The 17022-nt window shown below is 57.1% G+C and carries 16 protein-coding genes and 1 pseudogene; all 17 read left to right on the top strand.

Features of this window, described 5'->3' with window-relative positions:
• Window positions 1-287, top strand: a 287-nt coding sequence (locus tag BUA65_RS02560; RefSeq protein ID WP_278246248.1) for a group II intron maturase-specific domain-containing protein, incomplete at its 5' end; no start/stop codon positions are given.
• A 99-nt stretch (window positions 288-386) separates the two neighbouring features.
• Window positions 387-1067: a molybdate ABC transporter permease subunit gene (gene modB, locus BUA65_RS02565; RefSeq protein ID WP_072867212.1), complete on the top strand. Its 681-nt coding sequence runs from the start codon at window positions 387-389 to the stop codon at window positions 1065-1067.
• A gap of 2 nt (window positions 1068-1069) precedes the next feature.
• Window positions 1070-1738 (top strand): ATP-binding cassette domain-containing protein, encoded by a 669-nt coding sequence (locus tag BUA65_RS02570; protein ID WP_084061990.1) that lies wholly within the window; start codon window positions 1070-1072, stop codon window positions 1736-1738.
• Window positions 1739-2265: 527 nt separating this feature from the next.
• Complete coding sequence (locus BUA65_RS02575) at window positions 2266-3648, top strand: ammonium transporter (RefSeq protein ID WP_072867288.1); 1383 nt, start codon at window positions 2266-2268, stop codon at window positions 3646-3648.
• A gap of 62 nt (window positions 3649-3710) precedes the next feature.
• Window positions 3711-4049 carry a P-II family nitrogen regulator gene (locus BUA65_RS02580; protein WP_013824337.1) on the top strand — a complete coding sequence of 113 codons (339 nt, stop codon included), beginning with the start codon at window positions 3711-3713 and terminating at the stop codon, window positions 4047-4049.
• 236 nt (window positions 4050-4285) lie between these two features.
• Window positions 4286-5113 carry a nitrogenase iron protein gene (gene nifH, locus BUA65_RS02585; protein ID WP_072867214.1) on the top strand — a complete coding sequence of 276 codons (828 nt, stop codon included), beginning with the start codon at window positions 4286-4288 and terminating at the stop codon, window positions 5111-5113.
• 84 nt (window positions 5114-5197) lie between these two features.
• On the top strand, window positions 5198-5515 hold the full coding sequence (locus BUA65_RS02590; RefSeq protein ID WP_072867215.1) for a P-II family nitrogen regulator: 318 nt from the start codon (window positions 5198-5200) through the stop codon (window positions 5513-5515).
• A gap of 93 nt (window positions 5516-5608) precedes the next feature.
• Window positions 5609-5964: pseudogene (locus BUA65_RS02595) on the top strand (P-II family nitrogen regulator).
• Window positions 5965-6078: 114 nt separating this feature from the next.
• Complete coding sequence (locus tag BUA65_RS02600) at window positions 6079-7539, top strand: nitrogenase component I subunit alpha (protein WP_165613180.1); 1461 nt, start codon at window positions 6079-6081, stop codon at window positions 7537-7539.
• Entirely contained in the window at window positions 7530-9008 is a 1479-nt protein-coding gene (locus tag BUA65_RS02605; protein WP_072867216.1) for a nitrogenase component 1, read from the top strand. The genes BUA65_RS02600 and BUA65_RS02605 overlap by 10 nt, the downstream gene beginning before the upstream one ends.
• 23 nt (window positions 9009-9031) lie before the next feature.
• The gene (locus tag BUA65_RS02610) at window positions 9032-10420 is read left to right on the top strand and encodes a nitrogenase component 1 (RefSeq protein WP_072867217.1); all 1389 of its coding nucleotides are present in this window, start codon (window positions 9032-9034) and stop codon (window positions 10418-10420) included.
• Entirely contained in the window at window positions 10401-11216 is an 816-nt protein-coding gene (locus tag BUA65_RS02615) for a radical SAM protein (RefSeq protein WP_072867218.1), read from the top strand. Before BUA65_RS02610 ends, BUA65_RS02615 begins: the two co-directional genes overlap by 20 nt.
• Window positions 11217-11285: 69 nt before the next feature.
• Window positions 11286-12128 carry a hydroxymethylglutaryl-CoA lyase-like TIM-barrel protein gene (locus BUA65_RS02620; protein WP_072867219.1) on the top strand — a complete coding sequence of 281 codons (843 nt, stop codon included), beginning with the start codon at window positions 11286-11288 and terminating at the stop codon, window positions 12126-12128.
• Between the two features lie 129 nt (window positions 12129-12257).
• On the top strand, window positions 12258-13766 hold the full coding sequence (locus tag BUA65_RS02625; RefSeq protein WP_072867220.1) for a methyl-accepting chemotaxis protein: 1509 nt from the start codon (window positions 12258-12260) through the stop codon (window positions 13764-13766).
• A gap of 447 nt (window positions 13767-14213) precedes the next feature.
• Window positions 14214-15959 carry an NAD+ synthase gene (locus BUA65_RS02635; RefSeq protein WP_242656214.1) on the top strand — a complete coding sequence of 582 codons (1746 nt, stop codon included), beginning with the start codon at window positions 14214-14216 and terminating at the stop codon, window positions 15957-15959.
• Between the two features lie 121 nt (window positions 15960-16080).
• Window positions 16081-16278: a cold shock domain-containing protein gene (locus BUA65_RS02640; protein ID WP_072867223.1), complete on the top strand. Its 198-nt coding sequence runs from the start codon at window positions 16081-16083 to the stop codon at window positions 16276-16278.
• Between the two features lie 126 nt (window positions 16279-16404).
• Window positions 16405-16926: a ribosome hibernation-promoting factor, HPF/YfiA family gene (hpf, locus tag BUA65_RS02645; protein ID WP_072867224.1), complete on the top strand. Its 522-nt coding sequence runs from the start codon at window positions 16405-16407 to the stop codon at window positions 16924-16926.
• The last annotated feature ends 96 nt before the right edge of the window (window positions 16927-17022 follow it).

Genomic DNA, 17022 nt, shown 5'->3' on the forward strand with positions numbered 1-17022 from the left:
TTGCCCTGGCCGAAACGCCCAGCATTTTCAAGAACCTGGAAGGCTGGATGCGGAGGAGGCTGCGCATGTGCCTCTGGAAGCAGTGGAAGCGAGTGCGGACAAGATACCGCGAGCTGCGTGCACTGGGACTGCCTGAATGGGTAGTACATGAATTCGCCAACGCTCGCAGAGGGCCATGGCGGATGGCCCACGGGCCAATGAACAGAGCCCTGGGCAACGCCTACTGGCAGTCCCAGGGCCTGATGAGCTTAACCGAACGCTATCAAAGTCTTCGTCAAGCTTGGTGAACCGCCGGATGCGGACCCGCATGTCCGGTGGTGTGAGAGGACGGGGGCTAGCCGCCCCCTCCTACTCGATACGGGAGTTCGTGGGAAGGAGGACGGGTTATGTCGGACGAAGCGCTGACCGCTTTACTTCTATCCTTGCGCGTGGCTCTTCTGGCCACGGCGGTGGCGTCTGTAAGCGGGGTAGCATGTGCCCGCCTGCTTACCCGCGCTCATTTTCCGGGAAAAGATACGTTGGAAGCTGTTTTGCTTCTCCCCCTGGTACTTCCTCCTACGGTGGTGGGGTTTGGCCTGCTTTTGTTCCTTGGCCGGAACGGCCCGCTGGCCTGGGTTTTTCCGGGCCAGATACTTTTTACCTGGTGGTCAGCGGTGATCGCTTCGGCGGTGGTAGCTTTCCCCTTGATGTACCAGAATGCCAAGGCGGCCTTTGAAAGTGTGGATATCAACCAGGAACGCGCCGCCCGTACCCTTGGGGCCGGAGAGGTACGGGTTTTTTTCACGGTGAGCCTGCCCCTGGCCTGGCCGGGGATCATGGCAGGTCTGGTGCTGGCCTTTGCCCGGGCGCTGGGGGAATTCGGCGCCACCCTGATGGTGGCCGGGAATATCCCCGGCAAAACCCAAACTGCTCCCATGGCCATTTACTTTGCCGTCGAGGCAGGTGATTATGGGACGGCCGTGCCCCTGGTGGTCATCGTTTTGCTCTTTTCATTTGCCGTCATTTTCTGGCTGAACTGGTGGTCGAGGAACAGGGTTGCGCGCCATGCGCTGCGGAGGAGGGGATGAGCATGCTCGAAGTTGACTTTCAGAAAAAACTACCGGATTTTATCTTGACGGCCAGGTTTGCTGTCCGTGAGGGAGAAATCCTGGTCCTGTCCGGTCCTTCGGGTTCCGGCAAGACGACCATCCTGGAGTGCCTGGCCGGGTTGCAAAAGCCCGATCGTGGATACATCAACCTGCGGGGGAAAATGCTTTTTAATAAGACAAAAAGAATTAACCTGCCACCGCACAAGAGGGGTATCGGTTTTATTTTTCAGGCGTATGCTCTCTTTGAGCACATGACGGTGAAGGACAATATTTTGTACGGGGCAGCAAGGGTTAATGGAAGAAAGAAGCGGGAACAGATCTTACGGGAAGTTTTGGAACTGCTGGGTATAAGCCACCTTCAGGACCGTTATCCCGCCCAGCTATCAGGCGGGGAAAAACAGCGGGTGGCCCTGGCCAGGGCGCTGGTGAGCGAACCAGCTCTTTTGCTACTGGACGAGCCCCTGTCAGCGCTGGATAGAAACCTGCGGGAGAGACTCCGCGGGGAATTAAAACAACTGCACAGGCAGTGGGGGATCCCCTTTGTGCTGGTAACCCACTGCCGGTGTGAGGAGGAACTGGCGGACATGGTTTTGCGACCGGTGGCGAGCATAAATGAGAAGGGCGAACAGGCCATTTGCTTTAGTATGTAACTAGCCCCGGCATATACTGGCTGATCCTGGGTTATGAGAAAGCCTGGATAAGAGAGTGCCTTCCAGCCGTTTTCTTTAAACTTTAAAAAAGGTGTTGACAAACAAATTCTCCCTGACTTATAATCTGGAACAGAGGCAGATACAGGGGAGTATCTAAGGAGGCAGTGGCACTTTCTAACGGAAGGTTCCGTTAGGAGGCGGTTTATCCCATACAAACGGGTTATCCAATGGTGGAGATCAAGCAAAGGCGCTTTTTCAGAAGGTGTGTCTTCTGAAGGGCGCCTTTTTATCTTACCAGCGTGAGCTCAAAGCAAGGGTGCTTTAAAGGGAGCAATGTTGCTCCATTAAAGCACCCTTTTTACGTTTTGCAGGAAACGTCCGGCCGGTGAATTGGCGCCGTTCACCACGGGCGATAAGATACAGGCCATCTTCGGCCGTTACAGCAGGATCCGGAGGCTGCAGCGGCTGGAGGTGCAGAAACCAGGGTTGGTTTGGATAGGAGGTTGGTGTAAGTGTACAGGCGAATCATGAATGGCCTTTACCTTTTGCCCCTGGTATTGCTGGCCGCACCCGGTCTGGCCTGGGCCGATGAAGCTCAAATTGATACGGGAGATACCGCATTCGTTCTTATCTCTGCAGCACTGGTGATGATCATGACCCTGCCCGGGGTGGCCCTGTTCTACGGTGGTATGGTCAGGCGCAAGAATACCCTCAGCACGATCATGCAGAGCCTGTTTATCATGGCCTTGATTTCAGTACAATGGGTGCTCTGGGGTTACAGCATCGCTTTCGGTCCGGATAAGGCGCACCTGTTCGGCAGTCTGGCCTGGCTGGGGTTAAATGGCGTGGGTCAAGCGCCAAACCCTGATTATTCGGCTACCATTCCTCACCTGGCATTTATGGCTTTCCAGATGATGTTCGCGGTAATCACCCCGGCATTGATTACCGGCGCCTTTGCCGAACGGATGCGTTTCCCGGCTTTTGTAGCCTTCACCCTGCTTTGGGCCACCTTTGTTTACGACCCCCTGGCTCACTGGGTATGGGGCGTGAACGGGTGGTTGCGTAACCTGGGTGCCCTGGACTTTGCCGGCGGCACGGTGGTGCACATTTCCTCCGGCGTATCCGGCCTGATCGCGGCCCTGATGCTGGGCCGGCGCAGGGGTTACGGCTCGGAGCCGATGGTGCCCCATAACCTGCCCCTTACAGTCCTGGGAGCGGCGCTGCTGTGGTTTGGGTGGTTCGGCTTTAACGCCGGCAGCGCCCTTTCGGCCAACGGCCTGGCAGCCAGCGCTTTTGTGGTGACCAATACGGCCGCTGCAGCGGCAGCCCTCTCCTGGGTCTTTGCCGAATGGATCCACCACGGCAAACCCACCGTTCTGGGCGGCGCCAGCGGCCTGGTGGCCGGTCTGGTGGCCATCACCCCCGCCTCGGGGTTTGTCGGGCCGATGCCTGCGGTAATCATCGGCCTGGTGGCCGGCGTGGTTTGCTACCTGGCAGTGAGTGTACTAAAGTCCACACTGGGTTATGACGATTCCCTGGATGCCTTTGGAGTTCATGGTATCGGCGGTACATGGGGCGCGCTGGCCACCGGCCTGTTTGCTTCCAGGGCTGTTAACCCTGCCGGTGTTGACGGTCTGCTCTTTGGCAACCCCCATCAGTTGTGGATCCAGTTTATCAGCGTACTGGCCAGTTGGCTGTTTGCCGCCGTTATGACTTTCGTCATCCTTAAAGTGGTGGGATTGTTCTTCAAGTTGCGGGCCAGCGAAGATGAAGAAGTACAGGGTCTGGATATTACCCAGCATGGTGAGGATGCCTACTCAGACATGGTGCTGGGCGCACCGGTGAGCCGTATTCAGAGCTTATCGGCTTCTCCTTCTACCATGGTCACTACCAGGGAAGCTGGTGTATAAGGATAAATTAAAACTGCTTTTTCCCGGGACATGGACTACTTGAAGTAAAGGGGGGAACCTCAATGACCAAAATTGAATGTATCATCCGCCCCGGTAAGTTGGAAGACGTTAAAGATGCTTTAGGAAGATTTGGCATACATGGTATGACCGTATCGCAGGTAATCGGTTGTGGCCTGCAAAAGGGTCGCACCGAGGTCTACCGGGGTACGGAATACAGCATTAACCTGCTGCCCAAAATCAAAGTGGAGATTGTCATTGCCGATAAATTTGTAGATGAGGTGGTAAAGCTGGTTACCGAAGCCGCACGTACCGGTGAAATCGGCGACGGCAAGATCTTTACCTATCCGGTGGAAAACGCCATTCGCATTCGTACCGGTGAAACCGGTGAAAGCGCCATCTGATGATTCCCTGGAAAAGGCAATTGCTACTCGCAGGTGAGGCTTTCCTGGCGTTAAAACAAAGATGTTTGAGAACTGGCATTGGCGCCTCGGGTTTAAAGGATCTACCCTCCTCCCTCTAATCCCGTGGCGCCTCTTTAATTTAGTGAACAGTGAAGTTATTGTGGGCAAAGGTGCCGGTATCCCCCCGGGGAAACGGCACTTTTTTACATTAAATATAAAAATATGGAGGGCTGATCATGACCAGAAAAATTGCCATTTACGGAAAGGGTGGTATTGGCAAATCCACTACCCAGCAAAATACCGCTGCCGCCCTTGCCCATTTCTATGGGAAAAAAGTTTTGATCCATGGTTGCGATCCCAAGGCGGACTGCACGCGGCTGATTCTTGGCGGCAAGCCGCAGGAGACGGTGATGGATACCCTGCGGGAATTCGGAGAGGACGCAGTGACCATCGACCGGGTGGTAAAGACCGGGTTCTGCGGGATCAAGTGTGTCGAGTCCGGGGGGCCGGAACCGGGTGTTGGTTGTGCCGGTAGGGGTGTGATCACGGCCATCAGTTTGATGGAAGAGCTGGGTGCTTACACGCCGGACCTGGATTTCATCTTTTTCGACGTACTTGGTGACGTTGTCTGCGGTGGTTTTGCCATGCCGGTGCGTGAAGGGAAGGCCCAAGAGATCTACATTGTGGCTTCGGGGGAAATGATGGCTCTTTATGCCGCCAATAACATCTGCCGCGGTATGGTCAAGTATGCCGAACAGAGCGGCGTCAGACTGGGGGGTATTATCTGCAACAGCCGTAACGTTGATGGGGAGAGGGAATTGATGGAAGAGTTTTGCTCCAGAATCGGTACCCAGATGATTCACTTTATCCCGCGGGACAATATCGTCCAAAAAGCGGAATTTAACCGCCAGACGGTGACCCAGTTCGATCCGAATTGCAACCAGGCCCGGGAGTACAGGGAGCTGGCCAGAAAAATTATTGATAACGATATGTTCGTCATTCCGCAACCCATGACCATGGACGAGATGGAGAGCCTGGTGGTCAAATACGGCCTGCTGGAGTAACGGAGTGGAAATGTCAAGGCGGCATATGTAACTGAAGCCTCAGAGGAATGAGGAAAAAAATTGTTACACCGGGGAGGTTATAGTATGAAAATGATCAGGGCCATCATCCGTCCCGAAAAAAGTGAGGAAGTGGTGGACGCCCTGGCTGAAGCTGGATACGTAGCCCTGACCAAAATGGATGTGGTTGGGCGGGGCAAGCAAAAGGGCATTCATGTGGGCAGCATATACTACGACGAACTGCCCAAGGTGATGATCATGCTGGTGGTAGAGGACGGCAAGGCGGCGGAAGTGGTGGAAATCGTTACGAAATCTGCTTATACCGGAAACTTCGGTGACGGGAAAATCTTCATCACCCCGGTGGATGAGGCCTACACCGTACGCACCGGTGCTGCGGGGCTGTAACCCGCGGGAGGTTAACGGATTCTTGCCGGAGGCCGGTAAAACGCCGCTGGCACCGGCACTCTCCGGTGGATTTTGCGCGGGGGTGAATATGCCATGAAGGAAGTAATTGCCATTATCAGGCCCAATAAGATTAACGCCACTAAAGAAGCCCTGGCCGTGCTGGGTTTTCCGGGTGTGAACGCCTGCAAGGTGGTCGGGCGGGGCAAGCAGAAGGGAATCACGGGTGAAGTGACCTTTGCCGTCAACCCCGAACTGGAAAAGCAGGAGGGCGGGATGAAATACGTGCCCAAAAGGATGATTTCTCTGGTGGTGGACGACCAGGACTGATCGTGGCTGCAATCATCAAAATCAACCGTACTGGGCGGATAGGAGACGGGCGCATCTTTGTCTGCCCTGTAGAAGAGGCGGTACGGGTACGCACGGGGGAAAAGGGCCCGGCAGCTATCTGATAACAGGACGGGTCATAAAGCGTCCGGGAATTACACGCTTAAATGAAGTGTGGACGATGGTCCGTCTTGCCGGGGGACGGCTGTCGCGAAAGATGTGAGGGGAGGAATGAAATCATGCCTGTGGTAAGAATGAAGTGCAACGAAACGATTCCCGAGCGGGATAAGCATATTTACCGCACGGAAAAGGAGAAATCCATAATTCCCGCCTGTAATATTGCCACCATCCCGGGAGATATGACCGAGCGCGGGTGAGCTTTTGCCGGTGCCCGCGGGGTCGTGGGCGGACCAATTTCCGACGTCATCCAATTGGTTCACGCGCCGGCAGGTTGCGCCTGGTACACGTGGGGAACGCGGCGGCATCTATCCGACTTTTATCCCTGGGCTACGCCCACCCGCCTGACCAATGTCGCCTTCAACCGCCGCTACTGCATGTGTACCGACATGCAGGAAAAAGACGTTGTCTTCGGGGGCATGAAAAAGCTGGAACAGGCCTGCCTGGAAGCCATCCGGCTGTTCCCCGAGGCAAAGGGATTGATCATTTTTACCACCTGCACTACAGGCCTGATCGGCGACGACGTGCAGGCGATAGCCCGGCAGGTCGAGAAGAAAACCGGCAAGCTGATCTTCACTTCCGAATCACCGGGTTGTTCCGGGGTGAGCCAGTCCAGGGGGCACCACGACTTTAACACCCAGTTTTACCGGCAGATACGGCAGTTAAGGGAACGCCGGCCGGAGCTGAAAATGTCTGAAGAAGAGAAAACTCCCTATGACATCTGCTTGATTGGCGAGTACAACATGGACTGGGATTTAAAGATAGTCAGGCCGCTCTTTGAGAAAATCGGCGTGCGCATTGCAGCCGTTTTCAGCGGCAACGAGCGCATCGAAAACCTGGTCAAGATGCCCGATGTGAAATTAAACGTGGTGCACTGCCAGCGTTCTGCCGAGTATATCGCCCACATGATCAAAGACGGGTTTAACATTCCATTTATCCGCGTCTCGCTCTTCGGGATTAATCAGACTGCAGAAGCGCTGCGGAAAACTGCCGCCTTCTTTGGCCTGGAGGAGCGGGCCGAGAAGGTGATTGCCGGGGAAATGAAGCGGGTAGAAAAGAGCCTGGCTTTCTACCGGGAAAAGTTAAAGGGTAAGCGGGTGGCCATTTACGTCGGCGGACCCCGGGTATGGCACTGGATCAAGCTGATGGAGGAACTGGGGATGACCGTGGTGGCCGTCGCCTGTACCTTTGCCCACGAAGACGACTATGAAAAGATCAACGCCCGGGCGCCGGAGGGAATGCTGGTTATTGATAACCCCAACGAGTTTGAGATCGAAGAGATGCTCAAAATCGAAAAGCCGGACCTGTTTTTAACCGGGCTGAAAGAAAAGTATATCGCGCGCAAGATGGGCATTCCCACGGTAAACTCCCACTCCTACGAAAAAGGTCCTTATGCCGGTTTTGCCGGTATGGTTAATTTCGCCCGGGATATCTACCAGGCTCTTTATGCACCGGTTTGGAAATACCAGTGGGGCATTGATGGTGCTCCGGCAAAAGACGAGGAGGAAGGGTCATGCAGCTAAAGGAAATTCCCGTTACGGGCATACCTTACGATCAGATAAAAATCGAAAAAGTCCCGGCGGCGCCGGAGTATTGTGAGCGGCCGGCGGAACTGATTCCCTCCGCGAACAGGGCTGTGGTAATCAATCCCAACCGCACCTGTATGCCCCTGGGAGCCATGTGGGCGGTGCTGGGAGTAAGGAAGGCGATCCCTTTTGTCCAGGGTGCCCAGGGATGTACCACTTACGTGCGGTATACGTTCTGCCGTATTTTTAAAGAACCGGCCGTTATCGCCACCGCCTCTTTCCATGAGGATGCGGCGGTTTTTGGCGGCCGGCGCAACCTGGTGGAGGGCATTCGCAACCTGGTGGTACGTTACTGGCCGGAGCTGGTTGGTGTGGTGACCACCTGTTCCAGTGAGATTATCGGCGACGATATGGTCAGCTTTATTAAAATGGCCAGGGCCAACCTGCGTAAAGAGATCGGACCTGAGAAAGCGGACCAGATCCCCATAGTGCTGGTCAACACCCCCAGCTTTGCCGGGTCCCATGTGGAAGGTTATGACCGGGCCTCCCGTGCCTTTGTGGAGACCCTGGCCACCACTAAGGGAGAACCCAACGGCAAGGTGAACATCATCCCGGGTCTATTTTACCCGGGCGACATCCGGGAAATCAAGCACCTGCTGCGCCACATGGGTGTAGAGGCGATAGTGCTCTTTGACATTTCCGATACCCTGGACGCCCCCCTGGAGCCGCCAACGTCCGTCCCTTACTATCCTCCTGGTGGTACTGCGGTGGGGGAAATCAGAGACATGGCCAATTCGCTGGCCACCTTTGCCCTGCAGCCCCACGCCGGCCAGGCCGGCGCCCGCTACCTGGAGCGCAAATACGGCGTGCGTGCCGTGGTTGGTCCACCACCGGTTGGGGTACAGGGTACCGATGCCTTTTTAAAGGCGCTGCGGGAGATAACCGGAAAACCCATCCCCGAAAGCCTCTTACAGGAAAGGGGACGGTTAGTCGATTCCCTGGCCGACACCCTGCACCACACCATGATGAAAAAGGTGGCTGTCATGGGGGATCCTGATATAGTGCTCGGTGTCACCCGCTTCGTGCTGGAAATGGGGATGGAGCCGGTGGCCCTGGCCGGTGGTACGGCCAGCAAGACCTTCGTCCACGATGTGGAGGCCATCCTGGCCGAAGCGGGGTACGAAGGCGAACCGCCGCTGATCATCAATGGCGGTGACCTGTTTGAGTTTGAGGAGTACCTGAAAAAACAACCGCGCCTGGACCTGATTATCGGTAATTCCCGGGCAGTGGACATCTCCCGTGAGCTGCAGGTACCGCTGGTGCGGGTAGGTTTCCCTATCTACGACCGCTTTGGTTATCAAAAACGTCCCATTGTGGGTTACCGGGGTGGGGAAATGCTGCTTGCGGAAATTGTAAACAGCATGCTGGATTACCAGTACCCCGATGACCGTACCCAGCAGCTATAGGTTTGGAGGGGAGAGAATAGGCTATGAAAATGCTCATTGAAATGATGCCCGAACGGGCCGGGCACCTGGAATTGACGGGCCTGCCCGAGTGTGAGCGGCAGACCCTCCCCGGGGTGATCTCCCAGCGGGCCTGCATGCTTTACGGAGCCCGCTGGATGATAGCAGCTATCAGGGACGTGGTTCACCTTATCCACGGGCCGGTGGGTTGTGCTTACTACAGTGAGACGGTGCGTAAAAAGAACTACAGGGTGTTTTCTACTGCCCTGGGTGAAAAGGAGATTGTCTTTGGTGCCGGGCAAAAACTGGAAGATGCCATCAGGGAAGCGGTAAGTTTGCGTCCCCGGTCTTCTGCCGTGCTGGTTTACACTACCTGCGCGGTAGGACTGATCGGTGAAGACGTGGAGGCAATCTGCAAACAGGCATCGGCTTCCCTGGGCCTGCCGGTGGTGCCGGTCAACTGTCCTGGTTTCGGCGGGGTGAGCCAGGGTAAAGGGCACGATGTCGCCGCGGCAGCCCTGCTTGAGCATTTTATCGGGCGTGGTCCGGCCGGGCCGCCCCTGGAAAATAGTGTGAACATACTTGGTGAGTTTGACGTTCAGGGCGATTTAAAGGAAATTGAGCACCTATTGCAGCGTCTCGGTTTAAATATTATCTGTGCCGTGTCCGGCCGGGCAACGGTAGAAAATATGGCCCGGGCTCACCGGGCCAGGCTCAATATCGTCCACTGCGGGCGTACCGGGCGCTGGCTGGCCCAAAAGATGGAGGAGCGCTTCGGTATTCCCTGGCGGAAGGTTTCCTTTTTTGGTTTGGCCGAAACCGCGGCGGCACTGCAGGCCATTGCTGCTTTCTTTAACCGCCCGGGGGAGGCAGCGTGGGTAGAAAAGGAGGCAGAAGCTGCCAGGCAGAGGGCGCTTCCTTACCTGAGACGCCTGGCAGGCAGGCGGGTGGCCCTGTTTTTTGGCGCTTCACGTATGGGTTCCATGGCCAGGGCCTTTGGCGAACTGGGCATGGAGGTGGTTTTGTGCGGCTCCCAGTTCGGCTGTCAGGAAGATTATACCGAGTCCCGCCGCTGCCTGGGCCGGGGAACGCCAATGATTGATGACGCCCACCAGCGGGAGCTGGAGGAGTTTTTACACCGGTACCGGCCGGACCTGCTGGTGGGGGGCACCAGGGAAAGGTTTATGGCCCATAAGATGGGAATACCCTTCCTGGTCTTTCCACAGGAAACAAGCCCTTATGCCGGCTTCAACGGTTTTGTGAACATGGCCCGGGAAGTGGCGGCCCTGGTGGGAGCCCCGGTGTGGCGGCTGGGTAACAGCGGGTTTTCGCGGAAGGAAGGCGAAGAAATGGTGGCCAAATACGTGCGGTATATGGAGAGGGGGATAAACGAAAATGAGAGATCCAGCCTGTGAGGAGATAACCAGGGAACATCCCTGCTATAGTAAAGCCGCCGCCAGGTGGTTCGGGCGCGTACACCTGCCGGTGGCGCCGGACTGCAACATAAAGTGTCGTTATTGTACCCGGCTCTATGATTGCGCCAATGAAAACCGCCCCGGCGTGACCAGCCGCCTGATGACTCCGGGGGAAGCCCTGCAATACGTGAAACGGGTAGTGGAAAGGGACGGGCGCATCCGGGTGGTAGGTGTTGCGGGTCCCGGGGAGCCCCTGGCCAACAAGGCCACCATGCATACCCTGCAACTGGTGCATCACCGTTTTCCGGAGCTGATAAAATGTATCAGTACCAACGGATTGTTGTTAACCGGAAGCCTGCCGGCGCTGCGGGAAGCAGGGGTGCGGGCGGTGACGGTGACGGTGAACGCTGTTTCACCGGCGGTAGGCAGCCGGATTTACGATTACGTATCTTACCGGGGGCAGGTATATAAAGGGACTGCCGGGGCGGAACTGCTGTGGCGGGCCCAGCATGCGGGCATCCGCCTGGCCCGGGAACTGGGCATGGTCGTTAAAGTAAACAGCGTGCTTATTCCCGGAGTCAATGACGTTCACCTGGAAGAGGTGGCCCGGGCGGTGAAGGCGGCCGGGGCGCATGTCATGAACATTATCCCCCTGATTCCCCAGGGGAAATTTGCCGGCTTGCTTCCACCGCCGCCGGAGCGGGTCAACCTGTTGCGTCAAAAGCTGTCTCCCATTATTGAGCAGATGACCCATTGCCGGCGCTGCCGGGCAGATGCAGCAGGACTGTTGACGTGAAGTTTCCGGGTCCCCCGCGGCAGGGTGAGTTCGCCCTGCCGACTTTCCACTCCTCAATTGGAGGTGACTATGGTGGGAGTCCAGTTTGTGGATACGACCCTGAGGGACGGAGAACAGGCACCGGGGGTGGCTTTTAACCTGCAGGAAAAGGTGACCATCGCCAGGATGCTGGACCGCCTGGGGGTGGCCCAGATCGAGGCCGGTACACCGGCCATGGGGGAAGTGGAGCAGCAGGCCATTGCGGCCATTGTCCGGCTGGGTTTAAGGAGCCGGGTGAGCACCTGGAACAGGATGGTGCCGGCGGATATTCGTGCCTCCCTGGCCTGCGGAGTGCGGCACGTGCACATTTCCGCACCCGTTTCGGACATTCAAATTAAATATAAGCTGGGGCAGAACAGGCAGTGGGTGTTGCAGCGTTTAAAGCAGACCTGCCTTTACGCCGCAGAGTACGGGCTGCCGGTAACGGTGGGAGCGGAGGACGCCTCCCGGGCAGATCCGGAATTCGTACTGGAATTTGCCTTTCTGGCCCGGGAGCTGGGCGCTGAGCGGCTTCGGTACTGCGACACCGTGGGTATCCTGGACCCCTTCACCACCTTTGAACGCCTCGGCCGGCTGAAGGAGCGGGTAAATCTGGAGCTGGAATTCCACGGCCACAACGACTTCGGCCTGGCCACGGCCAACACCCTGGCGGCCATAAAGGCGGGCGTGGAGTGGGTGGATGTTACCGTCGGCGGGATGGGGGAAAGGGCGGGGAATACTTCCCTGGAGGAACTATACCGGGTACTTACCAAACTTTACGGTCTGGGCCCGGGACTGAACACCCGTTATCTCCCCCTTCTGGGCCGCTTCGTGGCCCGGGCGGCCGGGCGGCCCTCCCCGGAATACGGGGAAAAACAGGGATGTTACGCTTGAAAACAGTATCCGGGTGGTAGATTTCCCTTCGCCGTGGTGCTAAAATAGTCGGAAAAGGGCAAAGGCGCTCTTTCCCGCTTCTTTCAACGAAGAAAGATTTTTTATGATCAGAGAAAGGGGCAGGAGGGAATGGAGAAGAAGACGGGATCTGCGGTGACGCGCTTTGTCCTTCCGGTTATCTTTGGCGGGTTGGCCGGCATCATTCCGGGCTGGTGGTGGCCGCTTCCGGTGGCCGTACCGGCCGGCACATTTCTGGGGGCACTGGTGGCTACGGCAGTGGTTACTTCTAATTGCAGGCGGGAAAACAGGAGGTTATTAGGCAAACTAGCGGCCGGGATCAAAAGCCGCCGGGCCGGTAAAGAGGCGGAAGTGGATCTTCCGGCTGTACATGATTTATGGCAGGAGATAAAGGAGCAAGTGGACAGGGCACGCATCCTGTCCAGGGATTACCGGGTGACGGCGGAACAGGTTTCCGCCGCCGTGGAACAGATGTCCCTGGTCAGCCGGAACGCCCGGCAGGCCGTGGCAACCTTTCAAAAACTGCAGGAGGCCGCCATGGCCATCTCCGGACTCGGTCAGGAACTGGGCCGGGAGGCGGAGGCAAACCGGCGGCTGGTGGAAAAGTGCCGGGAAGTGCTCCAAAGGGTGCTGGAGGCCATCAACCGCATCCGTTCCGATTCCTCCCGGGTGGCCGGCGAGATCGGCACGTTGAGCCAGGCCGTGAACCAGGTGGACGAAATTGTGGCCAGCATCGGGCAGATATCCCAGCACACCCGGCTCCTTTCCCTGAACGCCGCCATAGAAGCGGCCCGGGCCGGCGAGCACGGCCGGGGTTTTACCATTGTGGCCGGAGAGGTGAAAAAGCTATCCGACCGTACCCAGCAGGCCGTGGAAAGGACCGGTGCCATCCTGGAAGGGATTAAAGAAAAGGTGGTCCAGGTGGCTCTCCAGATTAGGGCCGGAGAAGAGGGGATTGCGGCCGGTGTGGAGGAAGCCGGGCACATCAGGGAGAGCATTGCCGACATTGAGCGGGGTGTGGCCGGTATGAGCCGGCGGGTCGGGGAGGCTTACCAGGAAATCGATAGTTACCTGCAGCAAATGGGTGCTGCGGTGGAGGTGCTGGAAAATAGTTTTGCCAGCATTCAGAATGTAGGCGAGCTGCTGGCCGGGGTGGCCGCACTGGTGGAGAAAAACGCGGCTGCCGGCGACCCGGAAGAAGAGGCTGGTAAGCTGAATGAATCGGAAAAAATGCACATGGAACAGGTGATGGAAGCTTTGCGGGAACTGGCCGCCCGCCCGGAGATACAGACCCTGGACCCGGCGGCTCACGGCGCCCTCCTGCAGGACTGGCTGGCCCGGCAGACCGGTATTGAAGCGGTTTATTCCAACCGCAGCGACGGCACCTTTATTTTCTCCCAGCCGCCGGCCGCCCTGGCCAACGCGCGTATCCGCCCCTGGTGGCAAAAGGCCATGGCGGGGGAGGAATACTTTTCTCCGGTTTATATTTCGGCCATCACCCGGCAGCCCTGCCGGACCCTGTCTTTGCCCATACGGGATGAGGCGGGTCAGATTATAGGGGTGCTGGCTGCGGATATCACCTTAAACAGTCAGTGGGATGGCTGCATGGAAATTAAATGAACCCCGCCCTGAGGGGGGAATGTCTTGCAGGGATGAGAATTCTTGTGCGGATTAACATTAAAGCATTTGTACAAGTAGCTCTGCCACCTCTATTTTAAGCCCGTCGAGAAGAGCGGAGGTCACCACCCCCTGGCGCCTCACTTGCTGGTGCAGTGTGAACCAGCCATCCTTGTTCAGGTATATTTCCACCGTTTCATCTTCCGGGTCCACGATCCAGTATTCTTTTACCCCGTATCTTTCGTCTATATTTTCCCTTCCAACGTCAATAGCACTTGCCGAAACAGCTAACCCTGCTGTACTTCTATTATAACTGTAGTTTCCTGATCTTGCGTAGTACCCACCCGGCCTTGCAGGGCGCTTTTGTTTTTGATACAATACGGGCAGGAAAACAGTCAGGGCAATGAGGCCCCGGCCATACGCTTTTTGAGCGGAGGGCGGGGTTTTATTATGGCCACAGAAAGAGGGTTCGGTCCAATGCGCATAGCCCTGGCCCAGTTGAATCCCACCATCGGGGACATCGGCGGCAACACGGGTAAAATGAGGAAGGTCGTGGAGGCGGTTCGCCGGGCCGGTGCGGATCTGGTGATCTTTCCGGAGCTGGCGGTGACGGGCTACCCGCCCCGGGACCTTCTCTGCCGGAGGGACTTTCTGCGCCGGGTGGAAGAAGCCCTGCGGGAAGAGGTGGCCCCTTTGAGCCGGGGACCGGCCCTTCTGGTGGGCGCACCGGTCCAGGGGGAAGGGGAATTTCTTTACAATGCCGCGCTGCTCTATACAGGAGGAAGTTTATGCTTCCGGCAGGACAAGAGCCTGCTTCCCAACTACGATGTCTTTGACGAAAGCCGGTATTTCAGGCCTGCCCGGGAAAGGGCTCCGGTGCGGCTGGGGGATTTTAACCTTGGCCTGACCATCTGCGAAGACATCTGGAACGACAAGGACTATTGGAACCGCCGGCTTTATGAAATAGACCCCGTGGAAGAGCTGGTGGCCAAAGGGGCGGACCTGATCATAAACCTGTCGGCCTCCCCATATCATTACGGCAAGATCGGCCTGCGGGTGGACATGATCCGGAGCATTGCCAGAAAATACGGCCGCCCCCTTATTTATGCCAACCAGGTGGGGGGCAACGACGAACTGATCTTTGACGGTTCCAGCCTGGCCGTGAACCCCTCCGGCCAGGTGGCCTGCCTGGCGGCCGGTTTTGAGGAAGACGTGGTCCTGCTGGAAGTAGCAAGAACAGACGCCATGGGGGTGCTGGTGAGGGCGATGGGAAGGCTCCGCTGCCCTGCCGGAGAACCAGTGGATGCCGCTCCGCAGCTTTACCCCTGTCTGGAGGTTTCCCCCGGACACCTGCCCGGGGAAGACATCGGCTACGTTTACCGGGCGCTCGTGCTGGGTATTGCCGATTACCTGCGCAAGACCGGCTTTCGTAAGGCCCTGGTGGGGTTAAGCGGGGGCATTGATTCCTCCGTCACTGCCGCTCTGGCTGCCGCGGCCCTGGGACCGGAGAACGTGCTGGGGGTTTCTATGCCCTCCCGCTACTCCTCTCCCGGCAGCCGTTTCGATGCCCGGAAACTGGCGGAAAACCTGGGCATTGCCTTCCGGGAAGTGCCCATCGAAAGAATGTTCAGTGCCTTTCTGGAATCCATGAATCAGGGTGGCGACCCGTGCGGAGACCTGGCGGAGGAGAACATCCAGGCCCGCATCCGGGGCAATATCCTCATGTTCATTTCCAACCGGGAGGGCTACCTTGTCCTTACCACCGGCAACAAGTCCGAGATGGCTGTAGGCTACTGCACCCTCTACGGCGACATGTCCGGAGGGCTGGCAGTGCTGGCCGATGTGTCCAAGGTGATGGTTTACCAGCTGGCCCGCTATATTAACCGGGAGCGAGAAATCATTCCCCACAGTGTGCTGGTTAAGCCCCCTTCGGCAGAGTTGAAACCGGGCCAGGTGGACCAGGACTCCCTTCCCCCCTACGAGGTGCTGGATGCCATCCTGCAGGCATACATCGAAGAGGAGAAGTCGGCTGATGAAATTGCCGCCCGGGGTTTTGACCCGGAGCTGGTCAGGGAAGTAATTCGCAAGGTGGACCGGGCCGAATACAAGCGCCGCCAGGCTGCGCCGGGCCTGCGGGTGACCTCCAGGGCTTTTGGTATGGGCCGGCGTATGCCCGTTGCCTGGCGGGCGGGGTAGATTTCGCCGGTACTATACGCCAGACTGGATGGTAACCCTTGACATTAGGGGTTGAATATGTTAGTATTCACCTGCGTGTGTGTGCAAGCACCCACGGGATTTTATGCTAGGAGGAATGTTCATGCAAGGAAAAGTCAAGTGGTTCAGCGCCGAGAAGGGTTACGGCTTCATCGAGATGGAGGACGGCAAGGATGTCTTTGTCCACTTCTCGGCCATCCAGGAAGAAGGGTTCAAAACCCTGAACGAAGGTCAGCTCGTGGAGTTTGATATCGTCGAGGGTGCCCGTGGGCCTCAGGCGGCCAATGTGGTAAAGTTATAAGTTAGGGAGCAAAACCCCGGCCTGCTGGGCTGGGGTTTTTGGCATTTTTGCCAGGCGACAGGCAGGAATTCCGGCTATTTTCGGGAATAATATTAATACCAGGGACCAGAAAGGAGAGGGTGCCAGATGAAAGTACAGGTACGGGGCAGAAACGTGGAAGTAACCAATGCCTTGAAGGAGTATGTGGAAAAGCGCCTGGGCAAGCTGGTGAAATATCTGGATCTGATTGAAGAGGCGCAGGTAACCCTCACCGTGGAAAAGGATTCCCACCGGGTGGAAGTAACCATTCCCATCAACGGTATTATTCTGCGGGGCGAGGAAAACACGGGCGACATGTACGCTTCCATCGATCTGGTGGTGGAAAAGCTGGAAAAACAAATCGAGCGCTATAAGGGTAAGCTGTACCGCCGCCTGGGCCGCCAGAACACGGAGGTGAAAGCCGGGGACAATAAAAAGGAGGAAGACGGCCCCCAGATTGTACGCACCAAGCGGTTTGCCATGAAGCCCATGTCGGTTGACGAAGCGGTCATGCAGATGAACCTTCTGGGGCACAGCTTCTTTGTCTTTTCCAACGCGGATACGGAAAAAGTCAACGTGGTGTACCGGCGCAAGGACGGCAACTACGGCCTGATCGAGCCCGAATTTTGAAGGTTTATCCTCTAGAAATCCGCTGGCAGCCGTCTGTACTTGAAACGATCCCCGGCGGGTGCTACAATAAATACCGGAGTTATTTTGGAAGAGGAA

The organism is Desulfofundulus thermosubterraneus DSM 16057, from assembly GCF_900142025.1.
GTDB classification, from domain to species: Bacteria; Bacillota; Desulfotomaculia; order Desulfotomaculales; family Desulfovirgulaceae; genus Desulfofundulus; species Desulfofundulus thermosubterraneus.

Excerpts from the sequence above, each read along its gene's own strand:
- BUA65_RS02625 (WP_072867220.1), top strand. The coding sequence starts at position 12,258 with ATGGAGAAGAAGACGGGATCTGCGGTGACGCGCTTTGTCCTTCCGGTT.
- BUA65_RS02580 (WP_013824337.1), top strand. The coding sequence starts at position 3,711 with ATGACCAAAATTGAATGTATCATCCGCCCCGGTAAGTTGGAAGACGTT.
- BUA65_RS02590 (WP_072867215.1), top strand. The coding sequence starts at position 5,198 with ATGAAAATGATCAGGGCCATCATCCGTCCCGAAAAAAGTGAGGAAGTG.
- nifH (WP_072867214.1), top strand. The coding sequence starts at position 4,286 with ATGACCAGAAAAATTGCCATTTACGGAAAGGGTGGTATTGGCAAATCC.
- BUA65_RS02570 (WP_084061990.1), top strand. The coding sequence starts at position 1,070 with ATGCTCGAAGTTGACTTTCAGAAAAAACTACCGGATTTTATCTTGACG.
- BUA65_RS02620 (WP_072867219.1), top strand. The coding sequence starts at position 11,286 with ATGGTGGGAGTCCAGTTTGTGGATACGACCCTGAGGGACGGAGAACAG.
- BUA65_RS02635 (WP_242656214.1), top strand. The coding sequence starts at position 14,214 with ATGGCCACAGAAAGAGGGTTCGGTCCAATGCGCATAGCCCTGGCCCAG.
- hpf (WP_072867224.1), top strand. The coding sequence starts at position 16,405 with ATGAAAGTACAGGTACGGGGCAGAAACGTGGAAGTAACCAATGCCTTG.
- modB (WP_072867212.1), top strand. The coding sequence starts at position 387 with ATGTCGGACGAAGCGCTGACCGCTTTACTTCTATCCTTGCGCGTGGCT.
- BUA65_RS02605 (WP_072867216.1), top strand. The coding sequence starts at position 7,530 with ATGCAGCTAAAGGAAATTCCCGTTACGGGCATACCTTACGATCAGATA.
- BUA65_RS02575 (WP_072867288.1), top strand. The coding sequence starts at position 2,266 with ATGAATGGCCTTTACCTTTTGCCCCTGGTATTGCTGGCCGCACCCGGT.
- BUA65_RS02610 (WP_072867217.1), top strand. The coding sequence starts at position 9,032 with ATGAAAATGCTCATTGAAATGATGCCCGAACGGGCCGGGCACCTGGAA.
- BUA65_RS02640 (WP_072867223.1), top strand. The coding sequence starts at position 16,081 with ATGCAAGGAAAAGTCAAGTGGTTCAGCGCCGAGAAGGGTTACGGCTTC.
- BUA65_RS02615 (WP_072867218.1), top strand. The coding sequence starts at position 10,401 with ATGAGAGATCCAGCCTGTGAGGAGATAACCAGGGAACATCCCTGCTAT.